The sequence below is a fragment of the Phenylobacterium sp. genome, from assembly GCF_035944335.1.
Taxonomy (GTDB): domain Bacteria; phylum Pseudomonadota; class Alphaproteobacteria; order Caulobacterales; family Caulobacteraceae; genus Phenylobacterium.
Genome location: NZ_DASZBG010000025.1, coordinates 1 through 12296 on the forward strand (window position 1 = coordinate 1; position 12296 = coordinate 12296).

The 12296-nt window shown below is 66.0% G+C and carries 8 protein-coding genes, 1 tRNA gene and 1 pseudogene; 5 read left to right on the forward strand and 5 right to left on the reverse strand.

All coding sequences use genetic code 11. The features are described 5' to 3' along the window. Positions 1-148 precede the first annotated feature (148 nt). Positions 149-619 carry a Fur family transcriptional regulator gene (locus tag VGT80_RS05615; protein ID WP_327453697.1) on the reverse strand — a complete coding sequence of 157 codons (471 nt, stop codon included), beginning with the start codon at positions 617-619 and terminating at the stop codon, positions 149-151. Between the two features lie 308 nt (positions 620-927). Here VGT80_RS05615 and VGT80_RS05620 point away from each other — a divergent pair, with 308 nt between their 5' ends. Both VGT80_RS05620 and VGT80_RS05625 read left to right on the forward strand, forming a co-directional pair. After that, the gene (locus VGT80_RS05620) at positions 928-1161 is read left to right on the forward strand and encodes a hypothetical protein (RefSeq protein WP_327453699.1); all 234 of its coding nucleotides are present in this window, start codon (positions 928-930) and stop codon (positions 1159-1161) included. After that, positions 1154-1426, forward strand: a pseudogene (locus tag VGT80_RS05625) (HipA N-terminal domain-containing protein); the annotation flags it as partial. The gene VGT80_RS05620 and the pseudogene VGT80_RS05625, both read left to right, overlap by 8 nt. 39 nt (positions 1427-1465) lie before the next feature. Here the strand turns inward: VGT80_RS05625 and VGT80_RS05630 are convergent. After that, positions 1466-5086: a type I secretion C-terminal target domain-containing protein gene (locus VGT80_RS05630; protein ID WP_327453829.1), complete on the reverse strand. Its 3621-nt coding sequence runs from the start codon at positions 5084-5086 to the stop codon at positions 1466-1468. A 1276-nt stretch (positions 5087-6362) separates the two neighbouring features. On the opposite strand from VGT80_RS05630, the gene VGT80_RS05635 reads away from it, so the two are divergent. Then, positions 6363-6716: a hypothetical protein gene (locus VGT80_RS05635; protein ID WP_327453701.1), complete on the forward strand. Its 354-nt coding sequence runs from the start codon at positions 6363-6365 to the stop codon at positions 6714-6716. A gap of 240 nt (positions 6717-6956) precedes the next feature. On the opposite strand, the gene VGT80_RS05640 is transcribed toward VGT80_RS05635, so the two are convergent. From VGT80_RS05640 to VGT80_RS05650, 3 genes are all read right to left on the reverse strand, one after another. Continuing rightward, positions 6957-7031: transfer RNA gene (locus tag VGT80_RS05640), tRNA-Val, on the reverse strand. A 142-nt stretch (positions 7032-7173) separates the two neighbouring features. Then, the gene (gene gph / locus VGT80_RS05645) at positions 7174-7875 is read right to left on the reverse strand and encodes a phosphoglycolate phosphatase (protein ID WP_327453703.1); all 702 of its coding nucleotides are present in this window, start codon (positions 7873-7875) and stop codon (positions 7174-7176) included. Beyond that, complete coding sequence (locus tag VGT80_RS05650) at positions 7865-10144, reverse strand: transferrin receptor-like dimerization domain-containing protein (protein ID WP_327453705.1); 2280 nt, start codon at positions 10142-10144, stop codon at positions 7865-7867. Before VGT80_RS05650 ends, gph begins: the two co-directional genes overlap by 11 nt. A gap of 110 nt (positions 10145-10254) precedes the next feature. Here VGT80_RS05650 and glmU point away from each other — a divergent pair, with 110 nt between their 5' ends. Next, positions 10255-11613, forward strand: a complete 1359-nt coding sequence (glmU, locus tag VGT80_RS05655; RefSeq protein ID WP_327453707.1) for a bifunctional UDP-N-acetylglucosamine diphosphorylase/glucosamine-1-phosphate N-acetyltransferase GlmU — start codon at positions 10255-10257, stop codon at positions 11611-11613. 62 nt (positions 11614-11675) lie between these two features. Next, positions 11676-12296 carry a ribose-5-phosphate isomerase RpiA gene (gene rpiA, locus VGT80_RS05660; protein ID WP_414693894.1) on the forward strand — a complete coding sequence of 207 codons (621 nt, stop codon included), beginning with the start codon at positions 11676-11678 and terminating at the stop codon, positions 12294-12296.

Below are 12296 nucleotides of genomic sequence, written 5' to 3' on the forward strand. Positions count from 1 at the left end.
GTGATATGTTATGACGTTTCGAGGCCAGAGAAGCCAGACCTTCAGCATCGATCGTCTCGCGTCCCCGAAATCGCCTTCTGTCGACCAAATGCGGCGCCAATCGGACCGTGACGTTGCAACCGCGAAGCCTGGCTTGTCCCCGTCCGCCTCAGGCGCTGCAGGCCGCGCAGCGTCCATGCGCCTCGATGGTGATCGAGTGGAGCGTGTAGCCGAGCTGTTTCGCCGCGTCCCCCGCGGCCGCCAGGCTCGGCTCGAACTCCTTGGTCGTCCCACAGCAGTCGCAGATCAGGAAGGCCGCCCGGTGTTCGGCATCCTCGAGCCGGCAGGCCACGAAGGCGTTGAGGCTTTCCAGGCGATGCACGAGCCCCATGCGGCCGAGGAATTCCAACGCGCGGTAGACGGTCGGCGGACCGGTCGGCTTGCCGTCCGTGGCGAAGGCCGCGATGAGGTCGTAGCCTTTCATGGGCGCGTCCGATTGCAGGAGCAGCTGCAGCACCCGCTTGCGCGGCTTGGTGAGTTGCTCCTCGTTTCGCAGGCAGCGCAGCTCGGCTGCGCGCAGCGACGCCGTCAGGGCCGCGCCCTTGAGTCCGGGATGGGGCTGCTCGTCGTGGTGGCACATGTCCTTGAGCTAACCCCTCCGGGCCGCTCTTCGCAACAGGCGCAGGGTCGCGCTCCGCGCCATCGGTCCAGCTACCGCCGCGCCCGGACATCGACGCCGCCGCGCCTCAGGAGAAGCTTCGCGTGGGAGCCAGAGGGGCTGGCGGTCAATTCAATCTTAATGTAATCATACGAATACACTAAATCCATATAACGTAATTTGAAGATAACATTATGCCGACTCTCCACCGCCCTTCGATCACAGCGCGGCGTGCATTGCGCAAGCTAGGTGAGGATATCCGAAATGCGCGGCGGCGTCGCCGGCTGACCATGGAGATCCTGGCCGAACGCGCCTTCACGACCCGCCAGACGCTGCAGAAGGTGGAGGCCGGCGATTCCATGGTCGCGATCGGCATCTACGCCGCCGTCCTGCAGGCCTTGGGCCTAATCGATGGCCTGGGCGAGTTGGCCGCGCCCAATCAGGACGAGGTCGGCCTGTCGCTCGCGGACGAAAATCTGCCACAGCGGGTCCGTCTGCGATCGCGCCGAGCGCCCGATGCCTGACATCGAAGTCCATATCGATCTGCAAGGCGGCTGCAAGCGGGTGGGCACGCTCTATCGCCAAGCGCGACGCGGCAGCGAAGCCGTCGCCTTCGAATACCACGCCGATTGGCTGAAGGACCCCGACCGGTTCTCCCTGGAGCCGGCATTGGTCCTCAACCGCGGCGCGTTCACTCCAGGCGAGGGGCTGGCCATGTTCGGGTCGCTGGGCGATTCCGCGCCCGACACCTGGGGACGCCGCCTGATGCAACGCGCCGAGCGGCGGCGGGCGGAGAAGGAAGACCAAGCCCGGCACAAGCGGCAAAGCTCAATGGATGAGCCATCCTGCGGGATCGGCGGTGGTCAGGTCCACTCCCTCGATATCTATGATGTTGTCGGGCCACTGATGACCGCTGGCAGTGCCGTCGGGGTCGAAGAGGATCTTGGTGCCGCCGTTACCGTCGGACATCAGAACCACGTATTGATCGGCGATCGGGTCGGAGCCAGTGTAGCCGGCATCCCTGAGCATCCCGGACAGGTCGAGCTTGTCGGCGCCGAGCTGGAAGTCGGTGATGTGGGCGGGAGCCCAGGGCTCGTGGGCGAACACGAAGTGGTCGGCTCCGCCGCCGCCGGTCAGCGTGTCGGCGGCCTGGTCGGCGTTGATGGTGTCGTCGCCCGAGCCGCCCACGCCGGTCTCGTCCGGGTAGCTGACGTTGATCACCTGGCCAGAGCCGCCGGCGGTGTCGTCGTCGGTGATCGTGCCGGCCGCGGTCGAGGTCCCAAGGGTTGCGCCCGTCGGGTTCGCGAGCGTCAGGGTGAAGCCCTCGTCGCTTTCCGCCGTCGTGTCCCCCGAGACGTTGACCGTGATCGTCTTGCTGGTCTCTCCGGCCGCGAAGGTCAGCGACCCGGACGGCAGCGCGCCGCCGTCGAAGTCATCGGCGCTGGCCGGGTGGGCGCCTGAGCCCGCCACGGACCAATCCACCGTCGAGGCGCCGGAGGTGTCGCCCGTTCGGGTGACGGTGTAGGTGAAGGCGGTCAGCCCTGAGTTGCCCTCGGGATGGGTGACCGAGGTGGTGCTGAGCGCGATCGCGGCCGATGAACCTCCCGAACCTGCCTGGCCCGACAGCTGGGCCCAGGTGAGACCCGTGGGGGAGACGCCTTCGAGATCGATGATGTTGTCGGGCCATTGGTGAGCCGACCCCGGGCCGTCCGGGTCGAAGAACACTTCGGTGCCGCCGTTCCCGTCGCTCCCAAGCACGATGTAGTGGTCGGCCACGGGGTCGGAACCGGTGTAGCCGGCGGCGGAGAACATCCCGGAGAGGTCGAGCTTGTCGGTCCCGACCTGGAAGTCGGTGATGTGCGCGATCGCCCACGGCTCGGCGCTGAACACGAAGTGGTCGGCTCCGCCGCCGCCGGTCAGGGTGTCGGCGGCCTGGTCCGCGTTGACGGTGTCGTCGCCCGAGCCGCCCACGCCGGTCTCGTCCGGGTAGCTGACGTTGATCACCTGACCAGAGCTGCCGCCCCCTTGGCCTGTGGCAGACGCAATCTGCGCTCGATCCAGGGAGCTCCCATCGGAGAAACGCAGGACCTCGATGCCATCCGAGTCCGAGGAGTCGAACTGGCCAGTCACCTGGATGTGCTCACCGGTGGCTGAAATGGTGACGATCAGATCGGCGCCTGAGCGCGCGAGCGAAACTCCCGAAGAAACCTCGTTGGTGAGACGAAGCGTGTCGGAGTCATCTCTTCCGCCCTGATCAACTATGACATCGTTACCGTCCCCCCTCATCCACACATAAGTGTCGTCTCCCCAGCGGCCTTCTAGAGTATCGTCACCGAGGCCCCCGGTGATCGTGTCGTTGGCGGTAAATCCGACGATCTGGTCGTTGCCTGCCGTACCGGTGAGGAAGCTCTCCCGAATGTCGGTGACGCTCCGAATGGTGCCATCGTCGAACTGGATTTGCTCTACGCCGGCGCTATTTGCCTGATCCAGACCTTGGAGGAGCTTAACCGAGCCCCCGTCAGTCCCTCCCGCCGTGGACGGCGCAATGTGTAGGATGAGACTGTCTTGGCCGTCGCGCTCGTAAGTGACCCGAGCCACGGCGACCTGCTCGAGTTTCAGCGTATCGTTTCCGCCGCCACTTCCTTCTCGGACGATGTCGTTCCCGTCGCCGGAGATATAGACGTAGGTGTCGTCGCCCGCGCCGCCCGAGAGGGTGTCGTCGCCGCCGTGTCCAGTCAACGTGTCGTCGCCGGACTCTCCAACCACGACGTCATTGGTATTCTGACCGTCGACTGCGGAAGCGCTTCCGTTCGAATTCCCAATATAGAAGCCGCCGCCGTCCTGCGTCGCGATCAGCCCACCATCTCTTGCAATATCGTCCAGGTGGAAAAAACCATCCGCGAACTGAAATGTATTCTCGTCGTCGAATCCCCAGGGCGTGCCATCCGAAGCGTTGTCATTGAAGAAATTGTCTCGGAACCCAAGGTCAAACGTTTCCCCTGTGGATTTTATAACGAACGTTATATCACCATCGCCCCAGAAGAAATCCGAGACGGGGAATGCGTTATTGACTATCTGGAATGAGTACTTAATTTCAACATCGTCGTGCTTTAGTCCATCGAACACCAATACGCCCAGGAAATCATCGGTTTCCCAGGTTGAATCTGTTGCGTGTGAAAGATGCCGGATGGTGTCTGCAATTCGGTCATGACCGTCGCCGACGCCAAAATGGATGATGGCCGCACCCAAGCCATACGGAACCCCGGCCTGGTAAACATCGTCGCCGGGGCCGCCGCTGAAGGTTTCATAGCCGGTGCCGTCGGAGACCAAGGTGTCGTTGCCGGCCCCGTCAGAGACCTGGTCACCCGTTGAGAAGTCCTGGGCGGAATTTCCGTCGATGACGATCAGGTCGTCGCCGTTGCCACCGGATATCGTGTCGGAACCGCCGCCTCCGCGAAGGACGTCATTTCCATCATCACCCTCGATGCTGTCGTCGCCGAGCGATCCGGTGATCTGATCGTCGCCGGACCCACCGGCGATGTTGCCGCCAGCGCCGCCGCTCGATGCCGTGGCCATCGTGATCGAGTCGTTCCCGTCATGACCTTGAATGACATCGTTCGGCTCGACGCCCTGGATGGTGTCATCGCCGGGGCCGCCATCGAGGGTGTCGTTCCCAGGGCCACCGTCCAAGTGATCGTTACCGGGGCCGCCCGAGAGGCTGTCGTTTCCCGACCCGCCGTAGAGATAGTCATTACCGGCCGTGCCGATGAGGGTGTCATCTCCGGTGAACCCCAAGACAAGGTCTCCCGGGGTATCGCCCCGATGGCTTAGGTCGATCAGGTCATTGGTACTCTGCTCTGGTACATCTCCGAATATCGCGTTGGCGATGGGGTTTCCATTTGTCAGGCTATGCGACGGGAGTTGGTCGTACCGAGTGGTGCCAACGAAGGTCGACGCATTGTATGAGGCCTGCTGCAGATCCGGCAGTCCGAGGTCGAGCGCCGCCTGATTCTGAGCCTCCACCGCCGGACCCTTGAGATCTGTCGCCGTAAGATCAGAAGGATCGTCGCCTCTCCCGATGTAGTGGGCGAGCTCGTGCTCTATGACCAGAGACAAGTTGGCGGCGACTAAATCACCTGTCGTGTTGATGTATCTTAGGTCTGTAATGTCAGGCAGCCGAAGACCGATGTATAATGTATATGTATTAAACGGCTGAGTGAAGGCTACTAAAGGTCCGGCGGCGTAGGCGATGTTGATCATCTGGCCATTGGCCGTCGCGAAGTCAAGCAATTCTGGGGATTTTGTGTGCAGCAAATCTATCGCATCTAGAATCTGCTGCCGCTGGTTTGCGTCTGATAGCGACGATATGGCCCCCTTAGGGTCCGGACTGATGTTCCAGTGGTCTGAATTACTATCGTAGAAATGTACGTGATCTGCCGCCCAGCCCATGATCAACCTCCGTTAGCGCACCGGTGATTTGAGTTGGGAGTGACCGCGATCTCCTCCAGGGAGGTCGGCGAAGCCGCTGCCAAAAAGGGGTTGCGGGAGAACAGCCGCCGTCCAGATGCGTCCCTAAAGACTGGGAAGCAGAGTTCTCTTCGGATGTAACGGAAGCAGATTTCGTTCGAATCTATGTGGTATTCGCCGTCCATGTTGGCCGGATGGCTGGCAAATGCGTATGTCCCGTCACAATAGAATTCGGGACTCCAGTTCGAAGACTTAAAGGTGACCGTGACCCCCGTGCCGACTAGGGAGCGCAATTGGCCGCTGGATAACTGGCGGAGCTTGGCGGTTTCGGCGCTATCGGCTGTAGGAGCCACCGGCTGGGGGCCAGCGCCTCGGGGGCCAACATCCGAGCGGGGCTGTTGATGCAGACCGCGGGATTCAGTCCCGCAATTTGTCAGCAGCAGCGATGCGACGGTGGCAAGAATAGGCGCGGCGCTTTGCCAGGACCGACGAACACGTCGACATGGCCCGCCATCTACCTGCCGTGCTGTGGCCATATTTCTGCCCTCTCACAGCACAGCCAACTGCGGAGTTGTGTTGGTTGTTCCCGTCAACCGGAAAGGGCTGTCAGTTCTTTTGGGTTCGACGTTTGGTTCGGTACGTCGGGTGCGTCCACGGCGAAGATCTCCAGGCCTGGGCCGAGCCGGGCCGGCAGACACGCACGTCGGATCCGCGTCTCGTAAAGCCCGCCCCCCGCCCATTCGCGAAGTACGAAGTGGTCAAGCCGCGCAGACCTGCAGCTGCGCTCAAGGCGTGGTGGCTTCGGCTAGCTGCCCAAGCGGAAATTCGCTCGGATGTTGGCAAACGAGAGCACGAGTTCGTCCTCCTTTCGGACGGCGTGAATTACCTCGCGATCAGCGACCGACATCGCTCCGCCCTCGACCAATTCCCAGAGGAATGCGTGATCGTCGCTCCCATCCGGTCGACGCACCGTGAGGGTCATGCCCATAGCTGGAGCCAGGAGAGAGCCGTAGGAAGTCGTATGTTCACCTGAGAACGACGAGCACACGACGCCGAACACGCGGCCCTGTTCATCCGTCAGACGGCATTTCGATTTTCCCCTTCGGGGAGTTTGCCCCAGACGGACTCTGCCGTCGCGTCGGTTTCGGCCAACGACTTGTGCCTCGTCGCCTTGGCCTACCGAGCAGGCGAACATTTCACTTGCCGTAAGCCCGGTTGGCGCGGTGGCATAGTGGGCTCCTCGAACAGGAGACCCGCCATGAGCCCCGACGAATTGCACGTTATGAGAGCCGTCCGCGATGAGGATTTTCCGATCCTCTTCACCTTCACGCCTGTCGTCGAGAAGCTGAAAGCGAGCAACGACCTATTGCTCGGCCCTAGTGGCCTATGGCTGTCGGATCGCGGGCGGCAGCGCCTAGAGCGCGCGGAAGCTGCGATGGCTTCCCTCGGCACGACGCACGCCGAGGTGCAAGCGATGCTGACTTCCTGCCAGCCGCACAGGCTCACTCACTTCTTTGAAGGCGCGAACCACAAGCTCGATCAGATCCGCGACCGTTTCGCGGGCGCGGCGCAGCGGGCGGCAGCCGCAGAGAGGACCTGGTGGAAGCCCTAGGAACGCAAAGTAGGCGTCCGAAGAAGGTACCAAGATCTGCTTATGGCGCGTGATGGACGCGCAACCTCTAAGAAAAATCGCTGGCCTGAACGGTCCCGCCGATTCGCGAAGGACACGAAGACGGACGTGACCAACCGCGCGACCGCGGACGACTTGCCCCCGGTTTGCCCCCCAATCACGCAACCGCCGCTCCAATGAACGGAGGGTCAGTCCCCAATTGATTGAATTATAAGTAGAAAATGGTGGATGCGACAGGGATTGAACCTGTGACCCCCTCGGTGTGAACGAGGTGCTCTCCCGCTGAGCTACGCATCCTCCGGAGCGCGGTCAGCAAAAGTGGTCCCACTTTTGCGCCCGGACTGCGCTCAATTTAGGCTTGGCCCGCCGTCCGGGCGGCGAACCGGTTCCCGCTTCGCCTGACGGCGGGCAGGAAGGGTCGGGCGTATAGCGTGGCGGCCTACGCGTCGCAAGCGCCGAGCAGCCGCACGCAGGCCTGCGGAAGCTCGTCGAAGTGGTCGATCAGGATATCCGGCGAAAGCTCGGCCGCCGGCGTCTCGGTGTAGCCGAAGCTGACCAGGATCAGAGGGGCTCCAGCCGCCCTGGCGGCGCCTGCGTCGGTGGCCGCGTCGCCGACCATCACGGACCTCTCGAGCCTCCCGCCGGCCGCTCGGACGGCCGCCTCGAAGTGCCGGGGATCGGGCTTGGCGGCGGGCGCGGCGTCGGGGCCCACGACCGCGTCGAACAGGCGGCTCATGTCGAGGGCGTCGAGCAGGGTGGTTGAGAGGTTGGTCGGCTTGTTGGTGCAGACCGCCAGCTTCGCGCCGGCCTCCCCCATGGCGGTGAGCGCCTCCACCGCGCCCGGGAACGGCCGGCTCTCGTCGGCGATGTGGGCGAAATAGTAGGCGATGAAGCGGTCGAAGAGTTTGCCCAGCCGCTCGGCCTCCAGCGGCGCGTTGGCCGCCAGGAACCCGCGCTGCAGCAGCCGCCGCGCGCCATGGCCGATGAGCGGCCGCGCCTCGCTCATCGGCAGGGGCGCGAGCCCCTCCTCGCCGAGCAGGACGTTCAGCGTGCCCACCAGGTCTGGCGCGGTGTCGACGAGGGTCCCGTCGAGGTCGAAGACGATGACCGCGCCGGCGAGCGCGGTCAGGTCATCTGCCATTCACGATCGCGGTGGCGCGGTCGAGCTGGCCGGCATAGGCGTTCAACGCCTGGGCCGTCAGGGCGACATAGGTCACAGCGTCGGCGAACCTTCGCTCCTCGATGGCCTCGCGCACGCCCGGCAAGGTCTTCGCGCCATAGCCGGTGAAGCGGCCGGGCGCATAGACCATGTTCTTGTACCAGGGCCGGAAAGGAAGGCCCTCCTCGCGCAGCAGCGTCTGGTCGAGCGGCCGGATCACCGCGTCCAGCCGGTCGCGCTGGGCCTTGGAGAGCCCCTCGCCGTTGGCGGAGAGGGCGCCGTCGAAGCCAGCCGCACTGGTCTTCAGCCGCGCCACCGCGCCCTCCAGCGGCCCGAAGTCCAGCCGCGGAGAGGCCTCGAAGGGGGTCGGCGGGCCGCTGGAGATGGTCGGGTCCGCGGCCAGCTTGTAGGCGCCGGACGCCAGCAGCTTGGCCTGGGCGGCCGCCTCGTCGCGCTTGGCGTCGGCGAGCTTCTTCACCTCGTCCAGGTAACGCCCGACGGTGTCGGCGAAATCGCCGTAGCGCTGCACCGGCAGGTCGGCGTCGGCGACCCGCATGACCATCCGCCCGACCGTCTTGGCCAGCGTCGCGTCATAGACGAAGCCCGGATCCACGAAGCGGCTGTGGTGCTCGTAGTCGTCGTAGAGCGAGTGATAGACCCCGCCGCTCTCGCCCTCGCCGCCGTAGCCGACGTCGATGGCCGGCAGGCCGAGGTGCTGCAGATAGGCCGAATAGTCGGAGCCCGAGCCAAGCGGACCGAGCAACAGGTCCTTGGTCGGATCGGCCGCGGCGCGGCCAAGCGCGCGGGTCTCCTCGTTGGCGCCGGGATCGCTGGCGCTGACGGCCAGCCTGGCGCGGGCTCGCTGGGCGACGGAGACGCCGGTCTCCGGGTCCTGCACATCGTTGGCGACCTGGGTCACGAAGTGCTGGAAGTCGTGGCTGCCCTCGGCGCGGAAGAAGCCCCGGGCGTTGCTGTCGGAGTTGATATAGACGACGCCCTTGGCCTTCAGCTCGTCGGCATGGGTCTCGGCCCACTCGGTGGAGCCCAGCAGCATCGGCTCCTCGCCGTCCCAGCTGGTGTAGACGATGGTCCGCTTCGGCCGCCATCCGGACTTCTCGAGCACGCCCATGGCCTTGGCCTCGGCCAGCAACGCGATCTGGCCGGAGAGCGGATCCGACGCGCCCATCACCCAGCCGTCGTGGTGGTTGCCGCGGATCACCCATTCGTCGGGCTTCTCGCGTCCCTTGAGCACGCCGATCACGTCGTAGAGGGGCTTCAGCGACCAGTCGGACTTCACCGCCAGCCGGACCTGCGCCCCAGAAGCGCCCTCTTGGCCGCCCGTGTGGTAGGTGATCGGCAGCGAGCCGCGCCAGGCCGGCGGCGCCACCGGACCGTCGAGCGCCCCCAGCAGCACCTGCGCGTCGGCGTAGGAGATCGGCAGGGTGGGGATCTTCAGGATGGTCGGGGCGTCCTTGCGGTCGAGCCGCTTGGCATCCTTGGTGGCGCCGATGCCGGGCGTCAGCGGATCGCCCGGATAGAGCGTCATGTCGGCCACCGAGCCGCGCTGGAAGCCGTGCGGCGGCCTGGCCGCGCCCTTCGGATAGACGTCGTCGGTGGAATAGCCGTCGTCGCGCGGGTCGGAATAGATGATGCAGCCGGCCGCGCCGTGGTCCTGGGCGAGCTTGGGCTTCAGCCCGCGCCAGCCCTGGCCGTAGCGGGCGATGACGATCTTGCCCTTCACCGAGATGCCCAGGCGCTGCAGGGCGTCGTAGTCGGCGGGCATGCCGTAGTTGACGTAGACCAGCGGCGCGGTGACGTCGCCGTCGCCCTGGAAGGCCACATAGGCGGGCAGGGCCGTCGCCTGGCCCCGCAACGATGACTCGTCGCCGGGGATCGGCGGCTCCTGCAGGGTGGCCTTGAAGCCGGCGCCTGGCCCGGAGACCAGCTCCAGCGCCTCGCTGATCGGGGTCGGATAGAGCACCCAGAACATCTCGATGCGGGCGTCCCAGCCCCAGGACTTCAGCTGGGCTGCGATCCAGTCGGCGTTGGCCTTGTCGTGCGGCGAGCCCACGTGGTTCGGCTCGGCGGAGAGCAGCTTCAGCCAGGCCCCCATCTCGGCGGGATTGATCTGGGCGTCGAAGCGCGCCTCGAGGTCCTTCTGCGACGGCGGGGGCGGCGCGGCCCAGGCCGTGCTGACGGCGCCCAGCGCGCAGGCGGACATCAGGGCGGCGAAGCGGACGCGGTTGGTCATTGGAATCCCCCGGGAACTTGGTGGGCGACGCTAGCCGCTTCTCGCCCCCGGCCACAAGGCTTGGTAACGATGGCGGCCACGTCGCTGACTCGCCTGGAGGAAATGTCCGCATGACCGCCCGCGCCGCCGTCATCCTGGCCGCCGGCCAGGGCACGCGGATGAAATCCAAGACGCCCAAGGTGCTGCACACGGTCGGCGGCCGCACCCTGCTCGACCGGATGATCGACACCGTCGAGGCCACCGGCTGCGAACGCATCGTGGTGGTGGTGGGAACCCACAGCCCTGAGGTCCGGCAGCGGGTGGCCGAGCGGCTGGGGGAGGCGGCCGTCGCCGTGCAGGACCCGCCGCTCGGCACCGCGCACGCCGTGCTGGCCGCCCAGAACGCGCTCGCGGGCTTCAACGGCGACGTGGTGATCACCTACGCCGACGCGCCGCTGCTCACGCCGCAGGACCTGGAGCCGCTGTTCGCGCTGCGCGCCCACGGCGCCGACATCGCCATGATGGCCTTCGAGCCGAGCGATGCCTTGCTCTACGGCCGGGTGATCAAGGGCGCCGACGGCCACGTGATCCGCATCGTCGAGGCGCGCGACGCGAGCCCGGAGGAGAAATCCGTCCGCTGCTGCAACGCCGGCATGATGGTGGTCGACCGCGCCAGGCTTTTCGACCTGCTGGGCCGGGTCGGCAACGACAACGCCAAGGGCGAGTACTATCTCACTGATATCGTCGGGCTGGCGGTCGCCGGCGGCGGGCTGGTGCGCAGCCACACCGCGCCCGAGGCGGCCGTGATGGGCTGCGACACGCCCATGCAGCTCGCCCACGCCGAGGCGGTGTTCCAGCAACGCTTGCGGGGCCATTTCCTGGCCGAAGGCGTGGCCATGCTGGCGCCGGAGACGGTGCACTTCAGCTGGGACACCCAGGTGGCGCCCGGCGCCATGATCGAGCAGTTCGTGGTCTTCGCACCCGGCGTGAAGGTCGAGACCGGGGCGGTGATCCGGGCCTTCTCGCATCTGGAAGGCGCCCGCGTCGGCGAAGGCGCCCTGATCGGGCCCTATGCGCGGCTGCGGCCGGGCGCGGACATCGGGCCCGAGGCCCACATCGGCAACTTCGTCGAGGTGAAGAAGGTCGCGGTGGGCAAGGGCGCCAAGGCCAACCACCTTTCCTATCTGGGCGACGGCACGGTGGGGGCGGGCGCGAACATCGGGGCCGGCACCATCTTCTGCAACTACGACGGCTTCGACAAATGGGACACCCACATCGGCGAGGGCGCCTTCGTCGGCTCCAACACCGCGCTGGTGGCGCCGATCCGGGTGGGGGCGGGCGCCTACACCGGCTCCGGCTCGGTGATCACCAAGGACGTGGCGAAGGACGCGCTGGCCCTGGAGCGCGGCGGCCAGATCGAGAAGGCCGGCTGGGCTGCGGCCTTCCGCAAGCGCAAGCTCGCCGAGCGGGCGAAGAAAGGAAAGACGTGAGCGACGCCGATGCGCAGAAGCGCGCCGCCGGGGAGGCGGCCGCGGGCCTGGTCGAGGCCGGCATGGTGGTGGGCCTGGGCACCGGCTCGACCGCGGTCTGGTTCGTGAAGGCGCTGGCCGGGCGCGGGCTCGACGTCATCTGCGTCTCGACCTCAGTCGCCACCGCCGACCTCGCCCGCGACCTCGGGCTCAAACTGGCGGACCTTGGCGAAGTGCGCGAAATCGACCTGACCGTGGACGGCGCCGACGAGATCGGGCCCGGCCTGTCGCTGATCAAGGGCGCCGGCGGGGCGCTGCTGCGCGAGAAGCTGGTCTGGGAAGCCTCCAGGCGCTGCGTGACCATCGCCGACGCGGCCAAGCGCGTGCCGGTGCTGGGCCAGTTCCCGCTGTCCGTCGAGGTGGTCGCCTTCGGCCATCAGAGCACGTCCTTGCGGATCTGCGACGCGCTCACCGAATGCGACATCGGCGCGGCGCCCAGGCTCAGGGCCCGCGACGGGGCGACCTTCCACACCGACAGCGGCAATGTGATCTACGACATCGCCTGCGGCCGCATCGAGGACCCCGCGGCCCTCGCCTCGGCGCTCAAGAGCGTCACCGGCGTGGTCGAGCACGGCCTGTTCCTGGATCTGGCGGACCTGGCGCTGATCGGCACGCCGGATGGCGTGGTCAGCCTCGAGCCCTGA